This window comes from Microvirga aerilata, assembly GCF_016743775.1.
Lineage (GTDB): Bacteria > Pseudomonadota > Alphaproteobacteria > Rhizobiales > Beijerinckiaceae > Microvirga > Microvirga aerilata.
Genome location: NZ_JAEQMY010000061.1, coordinates 1 through 24,749, shown reverse-complemented (window position 1 = coordinate 24,749; position 24,749 = coordinate 1). Strand labels below are relative to the sequence as shown.

Below are 24,749 nucleotides of genomic sequence, written 5' to 3'. Positions count from 1 at the left end.
AAAGCCAACTGGCCGGCGCAAGGCAGCAGCTTGCCACGCCACCGACTACTGGGAACACATCTGGAACAGGTGCTCCAGCCGATGCAGCTCCTATGTCGCCTGAAACACCCCAATGATAAACCCCGTGTTCCCTCCCTTTATGTTTCAGTGCACGACAGAGAACGAGTAAACTGCTCCCTGATATCTGGCCTATGGAGCAGGAGCCTGCAGCATGAGGAAGGTGCGAAAGCTCTATGGCAGCGCAGCCCAAACGGTGCGAGATGGTGGCCTCCATTCAGGGGCAGCGCATGTACCTGTGGCGAGCCGTCGATAGCGAGGGTGAGATCCTGGATATCCTCGTCCAACTCAAGCGGAATAAAGCAGCCGCTCTCAAGCTTATGCGCAAATTGCTGAAGAAGCAGGGCTTCCCTCCGAGCGTGCTCGTGACGGACAAGCTGCCGTCCTATGGAGCAGCTCGACGGGAGTTGGGGCTTTCCGCTCATCATGAGCACGGCCTACGCAAGAACAACAGGGCCGAGAACTCGCATCAAGTGGTCCGACGACGAGAGAAAGCTGCAAGGCTTCAAGTCACCGAGATCAGCTCAGCACTTCCTGTCGGTGCATCCTGCGATCTACAACACCTTCAACCTCCAGCGCCATCTCATTTCACGCCGTACCCTGCGCTTCTTTAGAGCCCAAGCCGCGTAGCAATGACGGAGTGCAACTATCGCCGCACAGGCGAGGTGGATTTTTAGCCCTTTTGCGGCTCGGTCTCAGTACCCGTGATAACGCCCTCGGGTCCTGCAGCCCAGGGACGCCCAGTGCGAGCCCTCGTTACCCTTGCGCTTAATGTAGACGTAGTTCGTCTTTTGCCATGGCAGGATGGCATTGCGCTTGTTGTCGAGGATGAAGTCGCCGCGGTTGGTACGGACCATCATCACGGAACGGCCGGCACCTTCCTCGTCGATCACCACAGTCATGCGCAGAGCCCGCCGCGGGAACCCGGCCTCGACAAGGCGCCTGCGCTTCACGAGCTGGTAGTTCTCGCAGTCGCCGTAGCCGTCCTCGGCGAGGTCCCAGCGATCCTCAACGCCCCAGTGGTCCTCGTCGGACCCGGGCTCGGAGGGGAACTATCCCACCTGAAGCCAACACCACTGGCATCCGTCACCCCGAGCCGCCCGTTAGGCTAGGCATTTGCCTGCTGACAATGAGGCCGCAAGCCACACAACAACAGCTATTGATCATGTCACCGCGGCTGAGGTCGGTCTGAAGCTGCTTTGATGCTGGAGTTTCACCGAAGACTGCTCTCTCAATCCTGTTGTCTGAGCATGGTTTTGCCACAGAGCCATCGGCTAATACGTCAGCGCCTCATGCAGGGGAGCGGGATCCTTACAGGAGAGCGGTCAATGCGGTTTGGTGCACTAGGCGCGGTTCTCGCCTCAACGATCCTGGTCTATCCGGCTCAGGCACAGGTGCCGGTGGAAGTGGACGCCTGCCGGCTTGCTGGTCTGGTCGCGTTGAAGGAGCGCTCCCCAGCGATCAAGGACCTCACCTTCGACATCGATGGTCTGGCAATCTCCAAAGCTGAGACCAAAGTGGAAGACACCCCGGTCAAGATGGTGATCATGGGCGACGCCTACCTGCAGCGTGAGAAGAGCGACAAGCCGAACCGCTTCGTCTGCCTGATCGGCGAGAAAGGCAAGGTCCTGCTGACCTTCTTCACCGAACAGTAGGCATAGCAGGGTCGGTCCAAGCCGGCGCCAAGCTCAATCGGCCATCGTGCGAACGACCTTCGGCGCCGACGTGATACCGGCTCAAGCTTTAGGAAGCATGCCTCGTATTAACTGCTGCGACAGGCCTTGCTGCCATCCACAATGGTGCGCTCTCATGATTGACAAAGATGACACCTGGGGAGCACCATGCCTGTCTTGCGTGCATAAGGATGGTCATCATGCATGGCTTCGACCACATCCTGAATTGGAAGCTGAAACAAGGCTCGCACACCTTTCCTGGACAAGATGGCGGAACGTGCATCAACGAGGCGGCCATTGTGGCAGCGGGCTTTCCGTACCGGCCGGTACGCTCCGTTTATGACATGCCGAAGTGTTTCTCCCGTCCGATCTGCACACTGGCGATGCAGCTGAACGACGAGGCCTCCGACCAAGAGCGGCAGCAACTGCTGCACCTCGTCACCCGTTTAGCCTGTGCCGACACGCTGGAGGTGGAGCAGGAGCGGGAAGCCTACATTGCTGCTCGCATGCGGTGGCGGCTTTCGTTCCAGCAGCGTCTTGAAATCCTTACTGGCGCACTCGCGATCGGCCGGCAAGCTGATGAGCTGACGCCAGACGAGGCGAGGACGCGGATGGCTGATGTCCAGCAGCGTGCTGCACCAACATCTGTCGATGAACATCCACTGATCGAGAAGTTCCAAGGGTGGTTCGTCGGTATTTTCTAAGCTCTGACGTGGTGTGGCGATGATCTAACCGGAACATGCCTCCCGCGAGACCTTTCCCAACAGGACCCGCAGGCTAACCCGGGCTGGTTGCGCCTCAGGGCATTCAGCCAGTTCCATGCCACTGCCTCTGCGGAGAAGATCCTTGTGGACTGGCAGGCTCTGCTAGCGATAAATCGTCGAGAAGCGGGCCCCGTGATGAGCCGTTGTGTAAGGCACTTGAACATACTCGAATGTCTTCTGTCTGAACGAAACCTCCTCTTCGGCATCTTGAGCTCCTTGGTTTCGGGTCAATTCTTTCGATCAACCTGGTCCAATTCCACCCAGTCGGGTCAGTTATGTGCTTCACCGAAGCATAGTCCAAGCTTTCAGGAAGAAGTCTGGGTTCCCAAAATTTCCAGACTTGAGCGCGAGCGCGAGGTCGGTTCCTCCGAGCGAGCGGGTCCATGGGACACCGGGGTCGATCTCAGGTCCGATTGCGAGGGCCTCGACACCAAGCGCGTTCACGACAGCGCCCGATGTCTCGCCACCGGCGACCACAATGCGCGTCACGCCTAGCGCAGGAAGAGCCCGCGCGATCTGCGCGAGAGTATTTTCAACGATCTCTCCTGCCTTCATTCGGCCGAGCTTGCTTTGAACAGCCTGCACTTCTTCCGGTGGTGCCGAGGAATATATCAGGATTGGCCCGCTTGCATGCTGTCTGGCTAGCCACTCAAGGACCATCTCGGCCGTGACCTTCCTCGACGCGAGATCCAGGGGATCAAGCCGGTAAGCTGGAAGGCCTGCCTTGATCGCGGTTTCGACCTGACGCCGAGTGGCGCTCGAGCACGAACCGGCCAGGATGATGCTGCGTCCCGCGGGAAAGTCAAAGCCTGTGCCCAGAGAGACAGGCGCATACGTTGTGCCCTGCCGATAGGCTGCAGGCAAGCCCATGGCGACGCCCGACCCACCTGTAATCAATGGGAAGTCAGCCGCGGCAAGACCGATGGTCCTCAGGTGATCGTCCGTCAGCGCATCAACAATCACGATCTGGTGCCCAGCAGCCTTCTGACGCCCGAAGGCAGCGCGAAGGGCATCCGGGCCGGGGTCTACGTCCTCGTAGGGAACGAGGCCAACGGAGAGCTTTGTCTGTCGCTGAAGGACCCGCACAAGATTGGAGTCCCGCATTGGTGTGAGTGGGTGATCCTTCATACTGCTTTCGTGCAGTGGTACCCCATTCACGAAAAGATGACCCTTGTAGACTGTGCGGCCATTGGCAGGAAAGGCAGGGCAGGCGAGGGTGAATTCGCTGTTAGCAAACCTAAGCAAAGACTCCGTCACCGGCCCGATATTCCCCTCATCCGTCGAGTCGAAGGTGGAGCAATACTTGAAGAACAGATGTTGCGCGCCGGCCTTCCGGAGAGCCGCCGCAGCCGCCAGCGATTGGTCGACGGCGTCCTGTGGAGGAATAGTTCTAGACTTTAGAGCTACCACGATCGCATCCGACCCCGACAGATCGAGGTCTGACCGCGGAACTCCAATTGTCTGAGTGGTCCGGAGCCCTTCACGAGCCAGCATCAAGGCCAGATCCGTGGCTCCCGTCAAGTCATCCGCAATACATCCGAGTTTCATACGGCATCTCCACCAGAGTTCGGAGATGATTGATCCTGGGACCACGCAGAGAGCCAGTTAAGCCCATCTTCTGTTCGCCCACGCGGCTTGTATTCGGCGCCGACCCAACCGTCGTACCCGAGATGATCGAGCGTTCGACAAATGTCGGGATAATTGAGCTCTCCTTCGTCAGGCTCAGCACGGCTCGGAACCGCTGCGATCTGGACATGCCCGATTGAATCAAGATACTCTTTGAGTCGTCTCGTCAGATCGCCCTGCATGATCTGTGTGTGGTAGCAGTCGAACATAATCCTGACATTCGCACGCCCGACCTTCTCGATGATTGAGGCGGCCTGTTCGATGTGATGGAGGAAGTAGCCTGGTTTATCACGGTGATTGATCGGCTCGATTAGGATCGTCATCCCAGCCTGCGCAGCCTTGTCAGCTGCTACCGTCAGGTTGGCAATGAACGTGCGCTCAGCTTCCATCATTGCATCTGCGGTCACTACTCCTGCCATGCAGTGAACAGCAGCTGCGCTAATGGCAGCTCCATAGGAGAGAGCCTGGTTCACAGCCTGCTGGAATTCATCCTCGCGACCTACCAGTGCTCCCAAACCGAAATCGCCCGCAGCGTTCCCTACTGGAGTGTTCAAACCCAGCATTGCTACTTGGCTTCGTTGGAGAGCATCGCGCATCTGCAAGGCGGGCACCTGATATGGCCAGTGCATTTCCACAGCCTTGAAGCCAGCCCGCGCTGCCGCTGCGACACGTTCCAGTTCAGGGAGATCGGAGAAGAGAAAGCCGAGATTGGCGGAAAAACGGGGCATTGGTTCATTCACCCTCATGGGAGCGGTAGTTAGGCTCAGAGCAGTGATCATGGTCTTGCTCGGAATTGTCTTCCGCAGTCGCTTGATCCAGTTTGAAGTGCGTGACGAGGTCTCGCACCTGCGCTCGCGTTAGCAGCCGTGGATTGAGGCCATGGAGAAGCAGCCGCAGCTTTGCAGTCTCCTCCAACTCCTCCGTCGCATAAACCGCAGCTTCCAAATCCCTGCCGGCTACAACTGGTCCATGGTTGGCGAGAAGCACTGCGCTGTACTTGCCAGCAAGCCCGCGAATCGCATCCGCGACCGCAGGGTCTCCAGGGCGGTAATAGGGCACAAGAGCGGTCCGACCGACGCGCATAACGTAATAGGCTGTAAGCGGCGGGAGAATGTTGCTGGGGTTCACATCCGGCAGCATCGAGACTGCAACCGAGTGGGTCGAATGCAGATGAACAATTGCACCAGCGTCCTTGCGGGTTTCGTAAAGGGCAGAATGGAGGGGCAGTTCCTTCGTCGGCGCGTCGCCAGAGACGAGCTGGCCATTTGCGTCCAGATGACTAAGCTTCGCAGGGTCAAGGAAGCCGAGTGAGCTGTTGGTCGGCGTTGTCAGCCAGCCCCCATCATCCAAGCGAACCGAGATGTTACCCGAGGATCCTGCCGTCAGGCCACGCTCGAACAAAGAGCGCCCGAAGCGGCAGATCGACTCGCGAAGGTCGCTTTCAGCGATCATGTCCATGCCCTCGAAAGGTAGGTATGGAGGATTGGGTGGCGGCAGCGTGGGAGCTAACCGCTATATGGAGTTCCTGACGCGTTCCCAGACTTGCTCTATATGTGCAGTCAAGACCCGGCTTAGGCGCCCGACATCTCGCACCTCTTGGGCGCTGCTCATCTCTTCGTGATCTGCCACGGCGACAGCCCATCTGCCCGGCCCTCCATTGCCATTGTAGTGGATACGAAGTTCGTCTATAGTTGTATAAACTGTCCGGTGATCAGCTTGTCGTATCTGGAAGGCTGACTCCTGTGACTTGCGCATAAAGCCGCGCGACTGAGGCATCATCCTCCTGACCCATTCCAGCGGCGGACGCCATGACAAACATTTGCAACGCCGCAGCTGCCACGGGTACCGGGAACTTTGCGCTGCGCGCCATATCCTGAATGATCCCAAGATCCTTGACGAATATATCAACTGCACTATGCGGCGTATAATCACCTGCCAGCACGTGAGGCATACGGTTTTCGAACATCCAGGAGTTGCCTGCCGACGCTGTGATCACCTCATAAACCCTTTGAATGTCGAGCCCCTGCTTGGCCGCAAAGGTCATGGCCTCGCAAGCCGCCACGATATGAATGCCAGCCAGCAGTTGATTAATCATCTTGAAGGCCGCGCCTGTTCCAGGCGTATCTCCGAGCTCGTACAGCTTCGCAGCCATTGCGTTCAAAGCAGGCTGTGCCTTGGCAAATGCCGCCGTGCTGCCCGAAGCCAGAATGGTTAATGCGCCTTCCGCCGCACGCTGAGCTCCGCCGCTGATCGGCGCGTCCAGATAATGGCGGCCAGATGCCTCAAGCCGTTTGGCCAGGCGAATGGCTGCTTCGGGCTCCATTGTGGCCGACGAAATGAGCACCGCTTCATTAGGCATGGATTCCGCGGCCCCGTTCGGCCCAAAAAGGATTTCCTCCGTTTGTGCGGCATTCACCACCACAGACACCACAGCATCAGCATCGGTTGCAGCTTCTGCAGGCGACGCGGCACAAAAGCCGCCTTCGGCGGCGAATCGCTCCATCCTAGCGGCAGCAACATCGAAGGCCACGACGCTAAAGCCGGCTCGCCTCAACGAGGACGCTATTCCAAACCCCATAGAGCCGAGGCCAATCACTGCCACCCGAAAGATATGCCCGGTTTGCGTTCCCGAGGGCACCTGTGGTCTTCCTGTCATTATCTCGTCCTGCCAGTTGCGAGGTCTGGATAGCTGTTTTCTATAGATTAATTAGAAACTCATGACGCGTACTATCCCATGACCCCAGCATTTCCCCAAATGTGCTCCTCACATGCCGGATTCCGAGCGATGGACCGTGAAAGTTCGGTTTGACGGGTCTCGGCGAGATTGTCGGCGGCCAAATGGTTCTATTCATTCGTATTCGGCTCTTCCGCCGTTTTGTAGTAAACAGCGTCCTGCCCGCTGTTCTCAGCCGTGTGTCCCAGGTTCCTGGCCATTATGTGAACCATCTACAAGCGAACCTGTTTGTAAATGCCTGCTGGATGCATCCACTACGGGACTCCCTGACTACAACAATGTTTGATGCAAACCTCTTGCGCCTCATTAGCTGACCGAAGCCGTGTGCGGTGGGCTCCATGACAGATTACAGGGGGCGGTTGTTCACTACACCCAATTATTGCCAATGCACCGGTGTTGGCAGTCTAAGTCGCTCCGCATACAATTGTAGGCCGGTGTGTATCCTGGAGCCATTTTGCACTGCCTCCTAGTTGACAGGTGAAGCAGCCTTCAACGCATGACAATATCGCGCAGGAAAAGACTGAGCGCTGGCACATATGCGACAATCATGAGGCATGTGATGATGACCGCAATGAAAATCATTAGTGGTTTTAGCATTTTGTCAATCGAGCAGCCCGCGACCTGCGCAGCCGCAAAGAGGTTTACTCCGAACGGTGGTGTGATCATACCCAGGGCAAGGTTCACGACCATCACAGTACCGAAATGCACAGGGTCGATGCCGACCCGTTGTGCGGCCTCTTGAAGGATAGGAGCGAGCACGATGATGCTGGCGCTCGTTTCGATGAACATGCCCACGAGGAACAGAAAGAAATTCACCGCCAGCATGTACATTCCCGGACCTTCAAAGGTGGAGGTCAACCACGCCGCCGCAGCGTCCGGTATACCCTGTCGGTTCAGCAAGTAGCTGAACAGGCTCGCAGTTGCGATAATGAACATTATCACTGTTGAGCTGACGACCGACTTCCTGAATACCGGCAGCAGGTCCGCGAAGGTAAGCTCCCGGTGTAGGAAAAGCCCGACAATCAGCGCGTAAACTACTGCGACCACGCTTGCCTCCGTCGGTGTCGTGACACCTCCGTAGATTCCGCCCAGCACGATCACAGGCATCAGAAGAGCCCAAAATGCCTGGCGAATGGCCACGCGCCTGCCCAGCCGCCCCTCCGCATCCCGCTTGCCCCAACCCTTTATCCGGCACCAGACCAATACTGTTGCAATCAAGGCGACAGCGATGAGCAGGCCAGGCGCGAAGCCGGCGATGAACAACTCCGGAATGGAGGTCTGCGTCGCCACGCCATAGAGAATCATGGGAATGGACGGCGGGATGATCACACCGAGTTCGGCCGCAGTAGCCTGGAGGGCAGCCGCGAAGCCAATCGGATAGCCGTAGCGCTTCAAGGCTGGGATCAGAACGGCGCCCACTGCGAAGGTAGTTGCGACGCTCGACCCCGAGATCGCTGCAAAGATCATGCAGGTAACCACGCAGGTGGCCGCGAGACCTCCCTGAATGCCGCCGACGAAAGCGCGCGCCAGCTCTACAAGGCGGCGTGACAAGCCGCCTATATCCATCAGATTGCCAGCTAGGATGAAGAACGGGATGGCAGCAAGCGGGAACCTGTCCAACGCGACGAAGACTTGCTGAGCTGTAACGGTTAGCGGTAGGTTCGTGAAGCCGGCTAGCCCCACGAAGGCTGCTAAACCGATGGCGACTGCGATAGGGATGCTGATAGCGAACATCACCATCATGGTTGCGAGCATAGCACCGCTCATACTGCAGCCTCCAACTCCTCGGACCGATAGTCGAGAAAATTCGCGATCGCACCGATTGCGGCAAAGACTGCACCCACCGGGATGGCCGCATAGCCCCAGGAGATGGAGATCTCGAGGCCGGCCATTTCTTGGAAGCGAACCCGGTTGGTCATCTCCCATCCAAACCAGAACAGGACGGCAAGCAGGAAGAGAGTGCTGAAAAGCGCAACAGCTTCGATAGCGCGTTTGGCCGGGCCTGTGGAGTAGCGATGTGCGATGTCAATGGAAACGAGGGCGCCTTGGCGCAGAGTCACGGCTAACCCCAGAAGCACCATCCATATCAGCGCCAGGCGCACGAGCGCCTCGGACCAGGTGGCCGGCGATTCCAGGAGGAAGCGGGTTGTGACTTGCCAGAAACCGGCGGCCACTGCGACTGCCAGGGCGACACTGGCTGCGATACCCACAGCCAGTGTCGTGACCTTGTCCAGCCGGAGGAATGCGGCTGTCAGCGATCTCACTTAGGTCTCCACTCGCGGAGGGTCTTCAGGACGTCGGCGCCGAACTGCTTCTCGAAGTTCGCCACGGCCGTTTTCATGGCTTCTTGGTAGGCCTCGCGGTTAGTGACCTCACGAACTTCCATGCCACGCCGGCGTAGCTCCTGGACGCCGCTGCGCTCATCCTCCTCGACCCGGCTGCGATTCGCCTTCACAGAGGCCTTGGCGGCATCTTGGAAGATCTTCTTATCCTCGGCCGATAGTCCGTTCCAGAAGTCTAGACCGCAGACTAGAACACCAGGGGAGTAAACATGGCTCGTCAGGTATAGATATTTCTGAAGCTGATCGAAATTACCTGCAAGGATAACAGGAATAGGGTTCTCCTGGCCATCGACGGTTCCCTGCTGTAAGGCCGAGGGGAGCTCGGAGAAAGCCATAGGAGTGGGCAGCACACCCGCGGCCTTCCATGCCTCCATGTGAACCTGGTTTTCCATGGTGCGGATCTTCATGCCGCGAACGTCAGAGGGAGATTGCACCTCCTTCTTGCCGGTGGTCAGGTGACGAAAGCCATTCTCCATCCAGACCATGCCGATCATCCCACGAGCTTTGAACTTCTCGAGCAGCTTGTCACCGACTTCCGAGTCAAGCACTCCTCGGGCATGGGCGTAGTCTCGGAACAGGAACGGCACGTCGAGCACGCGGATGTCCGGGACAAAGTTGCCCACTGGGCCAGTTGATCCCAACGCACATTCCTGTGAGCCAAGCTGAACACTCTCTACCGCTTCGCGCTCGTTATCGAGACGCTGCACGACTACGTTGTACTTGTTCTTGGACAACGCCTCGACAACCTTCTCGAACTCTAGGGCGGCTACGCCCCAGTGACTGTTCGTTGCTGAGGAATGAGTGATTGTGACCTGCTTGCCCTGTGCCCACGCTTGTGGGGCCGCGCACGCCAAAACGATACTTGCAACACTGTATTTCAGCAGCCTGCGATAGTTCATTAATTCCTCCCAAAAGTGCCCGTCAGGCGGCCAGACTTCTTCTTGTTCATGGTCCACTGAAGTTGATGTGAGTACTAACGTCTCCAGACATCTTCATTGGTAGTTGGTTTGTCGATGTCGTGTACATAGGCAAAAAAGCTATATTGGCAGGCATTTTCCTCCGTGGCTTTGCGCAGTGTAAGTTCGGTGCTGCGAAGCTTGCATGAACACTGCGCTATGAATGGTTGTGGTTGTCACTCGGCAATCGAACTTCAAAAAATTTCGATGCATGGAATGCCCTGTCCCTCTTGACCATACGCGCCGTTGACGATGACGCAATACGCCGGCCAGACAACTGTGTCGATTGCAGAGCCCAAAGCCGCGGCTTTCTCCCTCGCCTGTCACTCGGCAGTCCATCCGCCGTCCACAATAAGTGAGGATCCTGTCATAAGGCTCGAGGCATCGCTTGCCAGGAACACAATAGCTCCTGTCAGATCCTCTACCTGCCCCAGTCGGCCAAGCTTTATTTTTGAGAGAACCCGATCCTTGAAGGCCGCATTCATGAAATACGGCGCTGTCATGGGTGTTTCGATATAGGTGGGACACAGCGTGTTTGCGCGGATACCATGCGGCCCGAGCTCAACGGCCATGGCTCTCGTCATGCCCTCCACCGCAAATTTTGAGGCGCAGTACACAGTACGGTCAGCGCCGCCCACATGTCCCATTTGCGATGAAACGTTGATGATGGAGCCCGACCGGCCTGCAGAGATAAGCCGGCGAGCCACGGCCTGTGCGGCGAAGAAGGCTGACCGTACATTGAGGCTCATAATCGCATCGAAATCCGCGAGTGTAACGTCGACGAAGGGCATCGGGCGATTCATACCTGCGTTGTTGAGGAGGACGTCGAAAGGATCTTTCTGCCCAATTGCCTCAGCCACGGCCGGTAAATCATTCATGTCAAGCGGGAGCGCCACAGCTTTGCCGGCACGATCCCGGATCGCTTTCGCCGCAGCCTCAATCTCATCGCGACCACGGGCGACGAGCGTCACATGCGCCCCGGCGTCAGCCAACGCCGCTGCGCCTGCAAGGCCGATGCCGCGTCCTGCCCCCGTGACGAGCGCGCGCTTCCCGTCAAGTCGAAACGACGGGGATTTCGGGAGAAGCACGGCGGTCATTCCGCTGCTGCTCCATAAGGAATGTTGCGACCGCCGTAGCGTCGCACGCGGATATTAGCCTGCTCCGCATGGCCTACAAAACCTTCCAGCATGCAAAGCCGTGAGCAATATGCGCCGATCATCGCCGAGGCCTCGTCCGTCAACACCCTCTGGTAAGTAACAGTTTTTAGGAACTTGCCCACCCATAGACCTCCTGTATAGCGAGCTGCCATTTTCGTCGGGAGCGTGTGGTTGGTACCGATGACTTTGTCTCCATAGGATACGTTTGTGCGTGGGCCTAGGAAAAGGGCACCATAGTTGGTCATGTTTTGGAGGAAGTAGTCGGGATCGTGGGTCATTACCTGCACATGCTCTGACGCGATGGCATCTGCCTCCCGCACCATCTCCTCGTCTGATTCGCAGACGATCACTGCCCCGTAATCATTCCAGGCCTTTTGCGCTATGGCGGCGGTAGGAAGGACCTTGAGCAGGCGCTCGACCTCGGCCATAGTCTCCTGGGCGAGCCTCTCCGAAGTCGTGAGCAGAATGGCGGGTGAATTCGGCCCGTGCTCCGCCTGACCGAGGAGATCTGTCGCACATATTTCCGCATCGACGCTCTCATCTGCAATGACAAGCGTTTCTGTCGGACCTGCAAAAAGGTCGATGCCGACCCGGCCATAGAGCTGGCGCTTGGCTTCGGCTACAAAAGCGTTGCCGGGGCCGACGAGCATATCGACAGGGTCGATTGTTTCCGTGCCGAGCGCCATCGCACCGACCGCCTGAATGCCACCGAGGCAATAGATCACGTCTGCGCCGGCGAGATGCTGCGCGGCCACGATGGCCGGCGCCGGCTTACCCTGGAAAGGTGGGGCGCATGTGATTACTCGGGGAACGCCAGCGACCCGGGCAGTGATCACTGACATGTGAGCTGATGCAAGGAGTGGGTATTTTCCCCCTGGCACATAGCATCCGACTGAGTTTACCGGGATGTTCTTGTGTCCAAGCACAATACCAGGAAGCGTCTCCACCTCCAGATCCTTCATCGAAGCGCGCTGATGTTCAGCGAAGTTCTTCACCTGAGCTTGCGCGAAACGGATATCATCAAGATCCCGCTGGGAAAGTTGCCCGAGACAGTCTTGAATCTCCTGATCGGTCAGTCGGTAATCGGCTCGATCCCAGCCATCGAAACGGACCGAGAGTTCGCGAACGGCAGCATCGCCCCGCTTGGAAATATCCGCGAGCACATTTTCGACGGTAGCACGAACCTTTGCGTCGTCTTCCTCGATGGCGGCAACATCACGGCCCCGTTTGAGATAGTTGGCCATATAAAGTTCCTTATCCTGTCGTGCCGTACAGATGCAGAGAGAGGCTGAGTGCCTTTTGCTTTGGCGGCGACAATGCCACTTATCAGCATCAGGCGTGCGGATCTTGCAGTCGCCTTCTCCTGGGAGAGCGGGGCTCTCCCAGGAGAAGAGTGTTAGCGTAGGGCAAGCGGCCGCAAAGCTGTCCCGGCAACCGTGCCGCGAATGGCATTCGTCGTCAGGATGTAAGCAAATTCGTAAGCCCTGTCGGCGGCGAGCCGTTCAAGGTTGTTGAACTCCAAAACGTGGACGCCCTGTTCAACCAGCAGATAAACGTGAACGGGATTGAAGCTGCCGCCCATGGCCTGGGAGTCCTCTGGCTTGGGAGGAACATACTCGAGACCGGAAGTGTCCGACCCGAGCATCAAGGCGCCTTTTTGCTCGACCAACCACTTGGCAGCCTTCAGACCTATTCCAGAGGAGTCGTGTTCGCCGATTTTGGTATGGTCGCTCCCATTTTCCCCCCAATAGCGTGCTGTTCCAGTCCGAACCAACACGACCGAGCCGGGTGTAACCTCAACGTTTTGGGCACGGAGCGCGCCTTCAAGGTCCTCAACACTGATCTCGTAATGGGATGGCAACGCGTCGACTTTCTTGTAGCCCGCAACGTCGATCAGCACTCCACGGGCAACGACAGGCGGAATAGTAGTGACATCGGTTTTGCGCAATCCGAAGTCGCCGCCCCACTCTGCTGCCTTGAAGCCATTGTAGAAGTGGCTGTCCGGACCGTGGGTGATATGGCCGAGGCCATCGATCTGTGTAGCCACGTTGTCATTCATAAAGATAGCGTTGCTGTGCCACGCAGTTCCGCCCGTGTTGCCGCCTTCAGGCGTCGCGAAGCTCAGATCTTTTTGCGTCCTTACCCCTGCAGGTGAACGAAAGCTGATTACCTCCCCTGGACTATGGCCTGGCCACTTATAGGACATGCGGTCATAGGGAAGACCGAGGTCGTACGTCTTACCCTGCTTCACTAGTTGCAGGGCCGCAAGGCGGGACGCATCCGTCATCTCGTTCAAGGCCCCGATTTCATCCTCATGCCCCCAAACCCAGCCCCATCCCTTGCCTTGGACCCACTTCTTCATGCCTCCGTCCTGGGCAAGGGCGGGACCGGAGAAAAGGCCGGCTAGGCTAATCGAGACGATCAATGATTTAGCAAGGCTCATTTTGTTTCCTTCCTCATCAGATCTTGCAGGGATCATGCCAGCAGCAGATAGCATTATTGAAGTAGAGTGCGCGATCACGAAAAGAAGCCGGTTAGTATAGGGATCAGCATGGCCGATAGAGCGGCGTCAGGTCGTGCAGCGTGGCGTCCAGCAGTACGAGCAAATTCCTCCTAGAAATTGACGCGATCGCCACCTTTCAGCGTCAGCATTGCACGGGCATCGTCGGCGGTGGCAATCTCCAGTCCAAGTCCTTCGATGATCTGTCGCGCGAGTTTTACCTGCTGGGCATTGGACTCAGCGAGCTTGCCGGGTCCGATCCACAGTGAGTCCTCCAGCCCAACCCGGACGTTGCCGCCCATGGAAGCTGCCTGGGCGGCGATTGCGAGCTGGTTCTTCCCCGCGCCGAGCACCGACCATTGATAATTATCCCCAAACAGCCGGTCGGCTGTGCGCTTCATGTGCGCGACATCCTCCGGGTGAGGCCCAATGCCTCCGAGAAGACCAAAAACGCTCTGAACGAAAAGAGGTGGCTTGATGATGCCGCGATCAACGAAGTGGGCAAGTGTATAAAGATGCCCGATATCATAGCATTCAATCTCGAACCGCGTGCCATTTTCTGAGCAGGTGGTCAGGATGTACTCGATATCTGTAAAGGTATTGCGGAAGATCCGGTCCCTGGAGCCTTCGAGGTAGGGAAGCTCCCAGTCATACTTAAACTCGTTGAACCGGTGGAGCATTGGATAGAGGCCGAAATTCATCGATCCCATGTTCAGCGAGGCGACCTCCGGCTTATAATGGGCCGCCGGCCTTACGCGCTCCTCGACCAACATCGTGGGCGCGCCGCCCGTTGTGATATTGATGACGCAGTTCGACCGTTGCTTGATGACCTGCAGGAAAGGCGCAAACGCTTCCGGGGATTGATTTGGCTTTCCATTCTGCGGGTCCCGCGCATGCAGATGCACGATCGCGGCGCCGGCCTCGGCTGCGCCGATGGCTGCTTCGGCGATTTCCTCAGGGGTGATCGGCAGATGAGGGGACATCGACGGCGTATGGATCGCACCTGTGACGGCGCAGGTGATAATGACTTTGCGGGCCATGGACTTGTTCCCTCCTAGGATCATACTTCGGGTTGGGATTTCTTGTGCGCCTTCAGGGCAGCCAAGCGCTTGTCTCGCCAGACAGAACGGTACGCGAGCGTGTCTGCGCTGGGCGTTCCGCCCCAGGCTTCCAGAATGCGGCCCACGTTGTCCTCGTTCCAGACATCAGGCTTCGCCGGGTCTGCACTGAGGCTACGGTAGAACCCGGTATAGCGGTTGCAGTAATCAGCGATGCCGCCGGGCGCGTTGAGTTCGATGGTCTCGAACGGGCCGATGAAGGACCAGCGCAAGCCAAGGCCATCCTTTAATGTCTTATCGAGATCCTGGGGACTGACCACGCCCTCGCCGACTAGTCGGAAGGCCTCAGCCAGAAGCGCGCCTTGCAAACGGTTGAGAACGAAGCCCTCGACCTCTCGGTTCACAATGATCGGAACCTGCTCAATGCTCTCGTATATTGTGCGGGCCCGCTCGATGGTTTCGGGCGCAGTCCAAGGAGCGCCGCAGAGTTCGACGAGCGGCACCAGATGGGGGGGATTGACAGGATGCGCGACCAGACAGCGGGCGCGACCCGGCAGTGATTCTGTGAAACGCGATGCCACGATCGCCGAGGTCGACGAGGCCAGAATGGCATGATCTGGGCACAGCCGGTCAAGTTCGGCAAAAATCGCCAGCTTCGTATCGACGATCTCGGGACCGTTCTCCTGAACAATGTCCACGCCGCTGACCGCATCGGCAAGGGAGTGCATGACCGCAACATGGTCCATCGCGAGCGCCGGGTCTGCTACAAGGCCGTGGGCAGCCATTTCGTCAAGCCCCTCGCGGATGAGGCGGGACGCGCTCTCAAGCGCTCGGGGCTCCGGATCCGTGATGCGCACTTGCCAGCCCGCCTTGGCGAACACGATCGCCCAGGATCGGCCGATCAGTCCAGCGCCAATGATCGCAACACTTGCCATTAAAGCCTCCCCTTCTTAGGCCTACAGCCACAACACCTTGCGGCGGAGCGCGAGATCGTCGCGCAGATCCTTCGACGGACCCTTATGAATGACCCGTCCTCGTTCCAGAGCCACCGTCCGATCGGATAGAGCGAGCGCAAGATCCAGATGGTGGTCTACGATAATGATCGACACCTCATGCCGAAGCTTGTCGAAGCTCTCGAAGAGTTGCTCGACGATGGTCGGCGCAAGACCTTCGAAGGGCTCGTCCAGGAGGAGCACCTTCACGTCGCCCGAGAGCGCGCGGGCGACTGCGACCATCTGCTGTTCACCTCCTGAGAGGAAATCAGCCGGGGTGTCGATCCGCTCGCGGATCCGGGGAAAGTACTCGAAGATCCTGTCCAGATCCCACCGCACGCCATGTCCGGTCTCACGCTTGAGTCTGCCGAGTTCAAGGTTTTGGCCCACCGTCATCCCGGCGAATAGCCCGCGCCCCTGCGGCACGTAGCCGATGCCGAGCCGGGCGATCTCGTGAGATGGCCGTCCTGCAATCTCATGGCCGTCGAGGGTGATCGAGCCCGAGGCCGGTCGTGAAATGCCTGTCAGGGTCTTAAGCAGGGTCGACTTTCCTGCTCCGTTTCGGCCTAACAGCGCCACGATCTCGTGCTGATGAACATCGAACGATACATCGACCAGCACATGACTCTTGCCGTAGAAGGTGTTGATGTGGCTTGCAGCCAGCAACGTCGCGGGCTCGACGGCACTTTCTCTGGGCTTGGCCGCAACCGTCTCCGCCCCCGAGCCGATATAGATCTCTTGCACTCTTGGGCTTGAGCGCGCATCCTCGACGGTTCCGTCCACGAGAACCTGTCCTTCGTTCATCACTGTTATGGCGTCTGCAATCTGGAACACGCGGTCGATGTCGTGCTCCACGAGCAGCATCGGCAGGTCCGAGGAGATGCGCTTAATGATGTCGCCAATGCGTTGGCGTTCAGCTGCAGCGAGCCCTGCAAGAGGCTCGTCCAGCAGGAGAACCCTCGGCTTCGTCGCGAGTGCGAGGCCCATGTCGAGGAGGCGCTGTCCGCCATACGAGAGCTCACCCGCCTCAGCTCGCTCGATGCCGGCGACTCCCAGATAACGGACCACCGCAGAAGTTTCCGTTTCGATCTGAGCAATCAATCGGGCATTGGTCCAAGGATCGAAGCGCCGTGGGTGGCGAGCCTGCACCGCTAGCCGCAGGTTTTCCTCCACGCTCAAGGCGGGAAAGAGGTTCGTGATTTGGAAGGAGCGTCCGATGCCCGCATGGGTGATTGCTTCGGGAGAGAGACCGGCTATCGACTGACCCTTGAGAAAGATGTCACCTTCGTCTGGCGTATAGAACCCGGAAATCAGGTTAAAGGCTGTGGTTTTCCCTGCCCCGTTGGGCCCAATCAGGGCATGAAGCGACCGGTCGCGTACAGCGATGTTGACGCCCTGGACCGCCTTGAGCGCGCCAAAATTCTTGGCAATGCCGCGCGCCTCAAGGATAACACCGTCCATATGATCCAGAGGTCTCAGGAAGGACGGTAGCGGCTCATCGGTGAGCGTCCGGCCGGCCATGGCTGCCTCTTCCGTCACTTTAGGCCGGAAGGGAGCCGTGATCCTCTGGGCCACTCCTACCAATCCTGTCGGCGAGAGCATGATGAAGCCCACGAAGAGTATGCCAAAATAGAACAGCCAATGGGGGGTCCAGATTGACAGGAATTCGCGAAAAAGGATGTAGAAGAGGGCGCCGAGGGCCGGTCCGAGAAAGCTGCGCATCCCACCGATTACAACCATCGCGATCAGTTCACCTGAGAAGGCCACCGACAAAGGCTCAGCCGAGGCGAAGCGATGGTTGAACACGGATAAAACACCCGCAAGCCCAACGACGGTTGCTGAGACCACGAATCCGACAAGCTTGTAGCGACTAGTCGGGTAGCCCAGAAATTGCGCGCGCTGCTCATTCTCGCGGATCGCCACGAGGACGGTGCCGACGGGCGAGTTGTGAAAGCGCACCAGCACGAAGCAGACGATCAAACCGACGGCAGCAACGGCCCAGTAATATGTCCAGTCCGAGCTCAGATCGAGCCCAAGCGTGTTGGCGCGCACCACCCCGCCGAGGCCGCTTTCGCCCCCTGTCAGCGCTGTCCAACGATACGCGACGGCGAAGAGCATAGCCGTAAGGGCAAGCGTTAGTAGAGAAAAGTAGACGCCGCGCCGGCGCAGGATGAGACCGCCAAGGAGAAACGATGCCACGGCGATGAATACGATCGCAAAAAGCGTCGGCAGGATCACACTGCCCGTAAACCAGTTGAGCTGACTCAGCGCCGCCGCATAGGCTCCCAGTCCGAACCATGCGCCATGACCGAAGGAGACGAGGCCCGTATAGCCGACCAGAACGTTGAGGCCTAAACAGGCAATGGCAAACAGCACTACGTCGATGGACGAGCGGAGGGGCAGGCCGAGAGGAGCGAGGGCGAAGGGGAGCACTGCGAGTGCTAGTGCCGCAATCAGGAGAGGCCAATAATCCTTGCGCATGGAGCTTACTCGAATTTCTGGATGCGTTCGCCGAGCAATCCGCGCGGGCGCAGGAGTAGCACAAGCGCCATCAGCAGATACATTGACGCCTCACCGGCGGGCGGGAAGAAGTAGATGGTGAGGCCGCGGACCACACCCACGAGCGCGGCCGCTGCGATCACACCCCAGAAGGAGCCGAGTCCTCCGATGACCACTACCACGAAGGCTGCAGTCAAGATCTCGGCCCCCATAGCCGGATGAACTCCCGAGATCGGCGCGAGCAGGACGCCCGCGAGACCTGCAAGCCCAAGTCCGAGCGCCACCACTGCCGTCATGTAGGGTTGAAGCGAGATGCCAAGCGCCCCTACCATGTCCGGGTTCTGCACGCCTGCACGTACCACGCGGCCGAAGGCGGTGCGGTAGACCAGGAACCAGGTAGCGGTGACGGCCGCGAGCGCCACGCCGAAGATGATGAGGCGATAGCGCGGATAGATAAAATCGCCGACAAACACCTGTCCCCGCAACGCGGGCGGGATTGAGAAGGGCAGAGGAGCTGCGCCAAAGGTCATCCGCAGGCTCTGCTCGATAATCATTGCAAGACCAAAGGTCAGAAGCAGGCTCAAGATCGGGTCTGCCCTGTAGAACTTCTGAAAGAGGAACCGCTCGATCAGCACGCCCAAGAGTGCAACGAGCAGCGGCGATGCGAAGAACGCGCCGCCGAAGCCTATCCAGGGCGTCAGCGATACCGCGAGGTAGGCGCCAATCGCGTAGAAAGCACCGTGGGCGAGATTCACGATGCCGCCAAGCGAGAAGATGAGCGATAGACCGAGAGCAATCAGCAGATAGTACGCGCCGACCAGAAGACCGTTCAGCACCTGCTCAAGGAGAAAGATGATCGCCAAGCGAGACTCCTTTTCGGGCCATAGGACATCCGCGAGGAGGACTCGGGACAAGAGGAAAACGGAATGTCGTGCTCCTGATGGGGCTGGAAACGACATTGCGCCGCCCGGCCTCGCCAGTGAGCGGCCCCGTCAGGCCGGCATCTTGCACGCACCGTCCTGCGGTGGAGCAAGGACCTCAAGGCTGTCGCTTGACCCAGGGACAGAGCCCAGCGGGTCATAGATATCCCACTGGTCCTTCATCTTGTTGGCGTCCTTTGCCCGCACGGCGTACATCTCCTGGACCATCTGGTTGTCGTATGCGCGGAAGTAGCCTTCGCGGCTCTTTAGGATGTCGAACTTCGCGCCCTTGCGAAGGTGCTCCGCGAGTTTCTGCGGATCAGTGGATTTCAGCTCGGCAAAGGATTGAGCGACAATCTTGAGGGAGTTGTAATCGCCCCAGGACTGGTTCTCGGGCGGCTTGCCATACTTTTTGGTAAAGGCCGAGACGTAGTTCTTGGATGAGGGCGAGTCGACGAGGTGGTGCCAGACTAGTGGCCAGATGCCGGAGAAGTTGCCCTTGCCTGCACCCCAAGCCACCGCTGTGTCGAAGCCGAAGCCGGTGATTGGGAATTGCAGGCCGTACTCGGCATATTGCTTGATGAAGTTCGTGATCTGGTTGCCGGCGAGGTTCGAAGCCACAATGTCGGGCCTCGCCTGGCGGATTTTCAAAAGATAGGGGCTGAAGTCAGTGGCGTCGGTCGGAACTAGCTCCTCACCGACGAACTCGCCGCCGTTCTCAGTCACAAACTTCTTAGCTACCCGGAAGAGATCGTGTCCAAAGGCGTAGTCAGCTGTCAGGGAATACCACTTCTTCCCTTTGATCATGTTCTCACTCTTCAGGTAGTTGCCCACCGCCAGCACCATCATCGAGTTCGCAGCCTCGATGTGGAACGTGAATGGATTGCAGCTCGCGCCGCGCAACGCGTCCGAGTTGGCGCCCGTGTTGATAAACACGGTCTTGGTTCGGTTGGCGACCTGACCGATGGCGAGCGCCGAGGCGGACGAAATTTCGCCGATGATCATCGCAACTTTGTCACGTTCGATCAGGCGTTCGGCCTTGGCCGACGCGGTTTGTGGATTGACTGAGTCTTCAATCACGAGTTCAACCGGACGGCCGAGGACGCCGCCGGCCGCGTTAATCTCCTCGGCCGCGAGCCTCACGCCCATTTGGGCGAATTCTCCGAGCGGGCCGAGGAACCCGGTGACAGGCGTGAGATGGCCGATCCGGATCACATCGGCCTGAGCTTTGACGATGGCGGGCATACCGATGCCGACGAGCGTAGTGGCGCTGGCTGCTCCCTTGAGGAGTGTACGGCGGGTGAAATCGAAAGGTCGTACCATTGGCGTTTCCTTCTCCGAATTAAGCCGTCGCAGTTACTTGCCGCGATCTGTGATCACAGTTAGATTGTCTTAAGATGAGCAACTTGTCGAGCCCCCGACTTATTGAGACCCCAACGGCGATCACCCAGATCGGCCGTCTTGAACGAGTAACCCTGGGCGAGCGCGTTCACGCCGAATTACGTGAGCTCCTGATGAGCGGTGAACTCGCTCCCGGGCAAAGGATGTCCCTTCGCAGCATCGCGGAAACGCTCGGTGTATCGATCATGCCGGTACGCGAAGCGGTCGCTCGTCTGGTGTCGGACCAGTCTCTTGAGGTATTACCCAATCGCGCGGTACGCGTGCCGTTGATGAGCCGCGCGCGATTTTGCGAACTAACCGCCGTTAGGCTGGCGGTCGAGGGCTTTGCCGCTGAGGAGGCGGCACGCAATCGTTCGGATGCGGACCTTATGGCCATGCAGCGTTTCGAACGGGCTTTCCTTGATCAGGCCCGCAGCCCGGACCCGCAGGCCGACCAAGCCGTGCGAGCCAACAAGGAATTGCACTTCGCCGTCTACAGAGCCACAGGCCTGCCTACTCTGGTTGGCATCATTGAGGGTCTTTGGCTGAAGATTGGGCCGGTGCTCAACTTCGACCTCAAAATTTCACCGGATCGACTTCGTACTGGCGGCGCGGCGGAGCAGCATCGGCGTCTCGTGGCGGCCGTGGAGGCACGAGACGGGGCGAGCGCCCGCAAGGCGCTCACGGATGATGTCAAGGGAGCAGCCAGCTTTATCGAGAGCACTGGACGCCTGCTGAATTAGCCGTCGCCATTTCAGAGGATGATCCACTAACTGTACCCGCTTCCATGAGAGAAAGTACAGACGGAGACGATAACGATGGATCTCGATATTGCCGGACTGCGTGTTTTAGTGACAGCCGGTGCGGCTGGCATCGGGCTTGAGATTGCCCGCACATTTCTCCGCGAAGGAGCTCGGGTGCATGCCTGTGACGTCGACCGTAATGCCCTTAAGGCGATCCCCTCATCCGATCCAAAGCTGACAGCATCCTATGGGGATGTGGCCGATCGGGCTGGGATGACCCAAGTGTTTGAGGATGCTTTGGGGACTTTGGGCGGGCTCGACGTTCTCGTGAACAACGCCGGTATCGCTGGGCCAACTGGGCGAGTGGAGGAGATCAATCCCGAGGACTGGGATCGCTGCCTGGATGTGTGCATAACCGGGCAATTCAACTGCACTCGCTTGGCGGTTCCTCACTTGAGGAAGAGCCAGAATGCATCAATCATCAACGTTTCGTCCGCCGCAGGTCGTTTCGGCTTCCCGCTACGCTCCCCCTATGCGGCAGCCAAGTGGGCTGTAATCGGATTAACTAAATCTCTCTCCCGCGAACTCGGACAGGACGGAATCCGCGTGAACGCGATTCTGCCTGGGATCGTGGCAGGCGATCGGCAACGCCGCGTGCTGGAAGCTAAGGCGCAGCAGCAGGGCGTTTCCTTTGGGGAAATGGAGCAGGCCGCGCTCGCTAATGCGTCGCTGAAAGAATACGTGACGGCCCAGCAGCTTGCCGACCAGATTGTATTCTTGTGCTCACCTCGTGGGCGAACCATTTCCGGTCAGGCGATTGCCATCGACGCTGACCTTCAGATGCTCTCCTAAGCTCGAGTTTGGCCAATCACGCGGCATGGCGAAAGGATGCCACGGTCAAGCGTTACAACTACGACACGCATGGCCAACTCAGGGCGCACCTGCAAATCTTCGTGGATGTCTACAATCATGCTTACAGGCTCAAGACCCTGCAAGACTGCTGTTATGGATAGCTGAACCCAAACTGATTCCGTTTCGTAGAAAAGGCAATCAACTCGACGTCTAAGGAGACCTGCCGTATGGTCGCCCGAAATTCTGCTCTGTCCTGTTTGAACGTGAGTAGTCAGTTTTCTCCGGTTTATGCCGTCCCGATTTCCAATTCCCCACGCGCTACACCTAAGCAATGTGAAGGAGCCTCGCCGCCAACGGGTTACCGCCGAAGTGCCGGCAGCCGTGAATGCCTTCAGACGCTTTGTCGAAAGCACAGAGGCGCGGCTGTCGTCCGGCTTTTCATTCGTTCCCATGCATGCCTAAGATGGATGTCCTAAAAAGGGAGGAAACAATGAAGACGCGTTATGTTCTCAGCGCCTTAGCTGCGGTAGCCATGACAGGAGGCGTGCAGGCGCAGACCTCAGTCAAGCTGGGCGTCCTGAATGACCGATCCGGCGTTTACTCCGACCTTACAGGCGAAGGATCAGTGATTGCGGCTCGCATGGCCGCTGAAGACTTCAAAGCTTCCGAGAAGGGCATCAAGGTCGACATCGTCGGAGCGGATCACCAGAACAAGCCCGACATCGGCGCCAGCATCGCGCGGCAATGGTACGACCAAGAGAGCGTCGACGTCATTCTCGATGTCCCGACCTCGTCCGTGGCGCTCGCCGTGAACGGCATCGCCCGCGAGAAGAACAAGATCCTGATCAATTCAGGCGGCGGTACCTCGGATCTGACCGGATCCCAGTGCTCGCCCAATACCGTTCACTGGACTTACGACACATGGGCACTCGCGAACGGGACCGGTGGCGCCATGGTGAAGCGCGGAGGAAACACGTGGTTCTTCGTCACGGCGGACTATGCTTTCGGCCATGCCCTGGAGCGTGACACGGCAGCCCTGGTGACGAAGGCTGGCGGCAAGGTCGTCGGCACGGTTCGGCATCCCTTCCCCGGTCAGGACTTCGCGTCGTTCCTGCTGCAGGCGCAGTCGTCGGGTGCCAAGGTGATCGGCCTCGCGAACGCGGGTGGTGACTTTACCAATACGATGAAGCAAGCTGCAGAGTTCGGGATCGTTCAGGGTGGCCAGAGCCTTGCCGGCCTCCTCGTCTTCATCACCGATGTTCATTCGCTAGGCCTTCAGGTGGCCCAAGGTCTGGTCATGACCGAGGCTTTCTACTGGGACCAGAATGACCAGACCCGGGCCTGGTCGAAGCGCTTCGCCGAGCGGAACGGCGGGAAGATGCCGACCATGGTTCATGCAGGCGTCTACGCCGGTGCGCTTCACTACCTCAAAGCGGTCGAGGCCCTGAAGGGCAAGGATACCGCGCGGGTCATGGCCAAGATGAAGGAGATGCCTACGGACGATCCACTGTTCGGCAAGGGCATGATACGTCAGGATGGCCGCAAGATCCACGACATGTATCTGTTCGAGGTCAAGAAGCCAGCTGAGTCCAAGGGCCCTTGGGATCTCTACAAGCAACTCGCCACGATCCCGGCTGATCAGGCCTTCCGGCCCCTGAACGAAGGCGGCTGCCCTCTCGTGAAAGGCTGATTGCTTCAAATGCGGATAGGGCCGGGGGAGCCCGGCCATATCTGCTTGCGAATTGATCCATGAACGGTTCGCCAGGACGGCGGGAGACTGTTTCGGCAATGGAAAGAGGCAGCAATGGATTTAGGAATTCGGGGTTTGCGGGGTCTCGTGACGGCAGGTGCTGGTGGCATTGGTCTGGAGATTGCCAGGAGCTTTGTCCGTGAGGGCGCAAAGGTGCCGCTGTCGGTCTCCTTCATGAACACCTGGACGATGCGGCCGCCCTTCGCGGGGTCGCCGGGACGGCCGTAGGCCGCTTCCACGGCGTGGTCATGGCCGGCATGGCCCGGGTCGGCCCAAGCCAGGGAGGTCGGCGCGAGGGCGAGTGCCGTGGCTGCCAGGATCGTCGGAAGAACACGCATGGCGACCTCCTTCAGTGATGGGCGTGGACGAGGGCATGTCCCCGTCCGCGGGCGATGAGCCAGCGGTTGAGCGGGAACGCGAACGCTCCGGCAATCACCAGGGCGAATGCAAGGCTGCCCCAGAACAGCGGGCTCGACAGCGGCGGCTGCGCTTGCGGTGTTGACCATCCCTACCGCTAACCCCAACGCTACGAGAGTTATGAACTTCAACTGTCGGCCCGTGATCATTCCTACATCCTTCTATGGTTATGATTTTGGCCAACCCGCCGATGTTCTATATCGGCCGCAACAAGGCGTGGTCCGGTTTTAGCGCTCACCAGATACCAAATCTTCCCGGCGTAGGATCACAGCGGTGTCGCGGCGTTCACTCCAGGTTGATGGCTCCGACCCCAAAACCTGTCCTATCGA

Annotated in this window: 22 protein-coding genes and 2 pseudogenes; 6 read left to right on the top strand and 18 right to left on the bottom strand. The window is 58.6% G+C overall.

Features of this window, described 5'->3' with window-relative positions:
* Window positions 1-236 precede the first annotated feature (236 nt).
* Window positions 237-687 (top strand): annotated as a pseudogene (locus tag JKG68_RS33715) (IS6 family transposase); the annotation flags it as partial.
* Between the two features lie 65 nt (window positions 688-752).
* On the opposite strand, the pseudogene JKG68_RS24300 reads toward JKG68_RS33715, so the two are convergent.
* Window positions 753-1,100: pseudogene (locus JKG68_RS24300) on the bottom strand (transglutaminase-like cysteine peptidase); the annotation flags it as partial.
* 285 nt (window positions 1,101-1,385) lie between these two features.
* Between JKG68_RS24300 and JKG68_RS24295 the strand changes: the two are divergent.
* Window positions 1,386-1,712 (top strand): hypothetical protein, encoded by a 327-nt coding sequence (locus JKG68_RS24295; protein ID WP_202063921.1) that lies wholly within the window; start codon window positions 1,386-1,388, stop codon window positions 1,710-1,712.
* A 218-nt stretch (window positions 1,713-1,930) separates the two neighbouring features.
* The gene (locus tag JKG68_RS24290) at window positions 1,931-2,434 is read left to right on the top strand and encodes a hypothetical protein (RefSeq protein ID WP_202063920.1); all 504 of its coding nucleotides are present in this window, start codon (window positions 1,931-1,933) and stop codon (window positions 2,432-2,434) included.
* 342 nt (window positions 2,435-2,776) lie between these two features.
* Here the strand turns inward: JKG68_RS24290 and otnK are convergent, their stop codons facing one another.
* The 15 genes from otnK to JKG68_RS24215 form a co-directional block, all read right to left on the bottom strand.
* A complete protein-coding gene (gene otnK, locus JKG68_RS24285) occupies window positions 2,777-4,042 on the bottom strand; it encodes a 3-oxo-tetronate kinase (protein WP_202063919.1) in 1,266 nt (421 codons plus the stop codon).
* Entirely contained in the window at window positions 4,039-4,848 is an 810-nt protein-coding gene (locus JKG68_RS24280) for a hydroxypyruvate isomerase family protein (RefSeq protein ID WP_202063918.1), read from the bottom strand. Before JKG68_RS24280 ends, otnK begins: the two co-directional genes overlap by 4 nt.
* Before the next feature lie 4 nt (window positions 4,849-4,852).
* On the bottom strand, window positions 4,853-5,569 hold the full coding sequence (gene otnC, locus JKG68_RS24275) for a 3-oxo-tetronate 4-phosphate decarboxylase (RefSeq protein ID WP_202063922.1): 717 nt from the start codon (window positions 5,567-5,569) through the stop codon (window positions 4,853-4,855).
* Between the two features lie 262 nt (window positions 5,570-5,831).
* Entirely contained in the window at window positions 5,832-6,776 is a 945-nt protein-coding gene (gene ltnD / locus JKG68_RS24270; protein ID WP_202063917.1) for an L-threonate dehydrogenase, read from the bottom strand.
* A gap of 567 nt (window positions 6,777-7,343) precedes the next feature.
* Window positions 7,344-8,621 (bottom strand): TRAP transporter large permease, encoded by a 1,278-nt coding sequence (locus JKG68_RS24265; RefSeq protein ID WP_202063916.1) that lies wholly within the window; start codon window positions 8,619-8,621, stop codon window positions 7,344-7,346.
* A complete protein-coding gene (locus JKG68_RS24260; protein WP_202063915.1) occupies window positions 8,618-9,118 on the bottom strand; it encodes a TRAP transporter small permease in 501 nt (166 codons plus the stop codon). Before JKG68_RS24260 ends, JKG68_RS24265 begins: the two co-directional genes overlap by 4 nt.
* On the bottom strand, window positions 9,115-10,095 hold the full coding sequence (gene dctP, locus JKG68_RS24255; protein ID WP_202063914.1) for a TRAP transporter substrate-binding protein DctP: 981 nt from the start codon (window positions 10,093-10,095) through the stop codon (window positions 9,115-9,117). Before dctP ends, JKG68_RS24260 begins: the two co-directional genes overlap by 4 nt.
* Window positions 10,096-10,475: 380 nt before the next feature.
* Window positions 10,476-11,249 carry an SDR family NAD(P)-dependent oxidoreductase gene (locus JKG68_RS24250; protein ID WP_202063913.1) on the bottom strand — a complete coding sequence of 258 codons (774 nt, stop codon included), beginning with the start codon at window positions 11,247-11,249 and terminating at the stop codon, window positions 10,476-10,478.
* On the bottom strand, window positions 11,246-12,553 hold the full coding sequence (gene hisD / locus JKG68_RS24245) for a histidinol dehydrogenase (protein ID WP_202063912.1): 1,308 nt from the start codon (window positions 12,551-12,553) through the stop codon (window positions 11,246-11,248). The genes JKG68_RS24250 and hisD overlap by 4 nt, the downstream gene beginning before the upstream one ends.
* A gap of 152 nt (window positions 12,554-12,705) precedes the next feature.
* Window positions 12,706-13,752 (bottom strand): cyclase family protein, encoded by a 1,047-nt coding sequence (locus JKG68_RS24240; protein ID WP_202063911.1) that lies wholly within the window; start codon window positions 13,750-13,752, stop codon window positions 12,706-12,708.
* A 170-nt stretch (window positions 13,753-13,922) separates the two neighbouring features.
* Entirely contained in the window at window positions 13,923-14,849 is a 927-nt protein-coding gene (gene kce, locus JKG68_RS24235; RefSeq protein ID WP_202063910.1) for a 3,5-dioxohexanoate:acetyl-CoA acetone transferase, read from the bottom strand.
* Window positions 14,850-14,869: 20 nt separating this feature from the next.
* Window positions 14,870-15,802 carry a 3-hydroxyacyl-CoA dehydrogenase gene (locus tag JKG68_RS24230; RefSeq protein WP_202063909.1) on the bottom strand — a complete coding sequence of 311 codons (933 nt, stop codon included), beginning with the start codon at window positions 15,800-15,802 and terminating at the stop codon, window positions 14,870-14,872.
* A 21-nt stretch (window positions 15,803-15,823) separates the two neighbouring features.
* Window positions 15,824-18,340, bottom strand: coding sequence for a branched-chain amino acid ABC transporter ATP-binding protein/permease (locus JKG68_RS24225; protein ID WP_202063908.1), 2,517 nt, complete (start codon window positions 18,338-18,340; stop codon window positions 15,824-15,826).
* A 5-nt stretch (window positions 18,341-18,345) separates the two neighbouring features.
* On the bottom strand, window positions 18,346-19,221 hold the full coding sequence (locus JKG68_RS24220; RefSeq protein WP_202063907.1) for a branched-chain amino acid ABC transporter permease: 876 nt from the start codon (window positions 19,219-19,221) through the stop codon (window positions 18,346-18,348).
* 129 nt (window positions 19,222-19,350) lie between these two features.
* A complete protein-coding gene (locus JKG68_RS24215; protein ID WP_202063906.1) occupies window positions 19,351-20,601 on the bottom strand; it encodes an ABC transporter substrate-binding protein in 1,251 nt (416 codons plus the stop codon).
* 83 nt (window positions 20,602-20,684) lie between these two features.
* Between JKG68_RS24215 and JKG68_RS24210 the strand changes: the two genes are divergently transcribed.
* From JKG68_RS24210 to JKG68_RS24195, 3 genes are all read left to right on the top strand, one after another.
* Entirely contained in the window at window positions 20,685-21,401 is a 717-nt protein-coding gene (locus JKG68_RS24210; RefSeq protein WP_246515802.1) for a GntR family transcriptional regulator, read from the top strand.
* A gap of 75 nt (window positions 21,402-21,476) precedes the next feature.
* Complete coding sequence (locus JKG68_RS24205; protein ID WP_202063904.1) at window positions 21,477-22,253, top strand: SDR family oxidoreductase; 777 nt, start codon at window positions 21,477-21,479, stop codon at window positions 22,251-22,253.
* A gap of 490 nt (window positions 22,254-22,743) precedes the next feature.
* Window positions 22,744-23,943 (top strand): ABC transporter substrate-binding protein, encoded by a 1,200-nt coding sequence (locus tag JKG68_RS24195; RefSeq protein WP_202063903.1) that lies wholly within the window; start codon window positions 22,744-22,746, stop codon window positions 23,941-23,943.
* A gap of 5 nt (window positions 23,944-23,948) precedes the next feature.
* Here the strand turns inward: JKG68_RS24195 and JKG68_RS34850 are convergent, their stop codons facing one another.
* Complete coding sequence (locus JKG68_RS34850) at window positions 23,949-24,341, bottom strand: hypothetical protein (protein ID WP_202063902.1); 393 nt, start codon at window positions 24,339-24,341, stop codon at window positions 23,949-23,951.
* A gap of 11 nt (window positions 24,342-24,352) precedes the next feature.
* Entirely contained in the window at window positions 24,353-24,481 is a 129-nt protein-coding gene (locus JKG68_RS34845) for a DUF4396 domain-containing protein (RefSeq protein ID WP_376773200.1), read from the bottom strand.
* Window positions 24,482-24,749: the final 268 nt, after the last annotated feature.

What these genes read in the sequence shown, in the direction of transcription:
- kce (WP_202063910.1), bottom strand. Translation starts at nt 14,849, where the DNA reads ATGGCCCGCAAAGTCATTATCACCTGCGCCGTCACAGGTGCGATCCAT.
- JKG68_RS24240 (WP_202063911.1), bottom strand. Translation starts at nt 13,752, where the DNA reads ATGAGCCTTGCTAAATCATTGATCGTCTCGATTAGCCTAGCCGGCCTT.
- dctP (WP_202063914.1), bottom strand. Translation starts at nt 10,095, where the DNA reads ATGAACTATCGCAGGCTGCTGAAATACAGTGTTGCAAGTATCGTTTTG.
- JKG68_RS24215 (WP_202063906.1), bottom strand. Translation starts at nt 20,601, where the DNA reads ATGGTACGACCTTTCGATTTCACCCGCCGTACACTCCTCAAGGGAGCA.
- JKG68_RS24225 (WP_202063908.1), bottom strand. Translation starts at nt 18,340, where the DNA reads ATGCGCAAGGATTATTGGCCTCTCCTGATTGCGGCACTAGCACTCGCA.
- JKG68_RS24290 (WP_202063920.1), top strand. Translation starts at nt 1,931, where the DNA reads ATGCATGGCTTCGACCACATCCTGAATTGGAAGCTGAAACAAGGCTCG.
- JKG68_RS24195 (WP_202063903.1), top strand. Translation starts at nt 22,744, where the DNA reads ATGAAGACGCGTTATGTTCTCAGCGCCTTAGCTGCGGTAGCCATGACA.
- JKG68_RS24295 (WP_202063921.1), top strand. Translation starts at nt 1,386, where the DNA reads ATGCGGTTTGGTGCACTAGGCGCGGTTCTCGCCTCAACGATCCTGGTC.
- ltnD (WP_202063917.1), bottom strand. Translation starts at nt 6,776, where the DNA reads ATGACAGGAAGACCACAGGTGCCCTCGGGAACGCAAACCGGGCATATC.
- JKG68_RS24250 (WP_202063913.1), bottom strand. Translation starts at nt 11,249, where the DNA reads ATGACCGCCGTGCTTCTCCCGAAATCCCCGTCGTTTCGACTTGACGGG.
- JKG68_RS24230 (WP_202063909.1), bottom strand. Translation starts at nt 15,802, where the DNA reads ATGGCAAGTGTTGCGATCATTGGCGCTGGACTGATCGGCCGATCCTGG.
- otnK (WP_202063919.1), bottom strand. Translation starts at nt 4,042, where the DNA reads ATGAAACTCGGATGTATTGCGGATGACTTGACGGGAGCCACGGATCTG.
- JKG68_RS34850 (WP_202063902.1), bottom strand. Translation starts at nt 24,341, where the DNA reads ATGCGTGTTCTTCCGACGATCCTGGCAGCCACGGCACTCGCCCTCGCG.
- JKG68_RS24280 (WP_202063918.1), bottom strand. Translation starts at nt 4,848, where the DNA reads ATGCCCCGTTTTTCCGCCAATCTCGGCTTTCTCTTCTCCGATCTCCCT.
- JKG68_RS24205 (WP_202063904.1), top strand. Translation starts at nt 21,477, where the DNA reads ATGGATCTCGATATTGCCGGACTGCGTGTTTTAGTGACAGCCGGTGCG.
- JKG68_RS24265 (WP_202063916.1), bottom strand. Translation starts at nt 8,621, where the DNA reads ATGAGCGGTGCTATGCTCGCAACCATGATGGTGATGTTCGCTATCAGC.
- hisD (WP_202063912.1), bottom strand. Translation starts at nt 12,553, where the DNA reads ATGGCCAACTATCTCAAACGGGGCCGTGATGTTGCCGCCATCGAGGAA.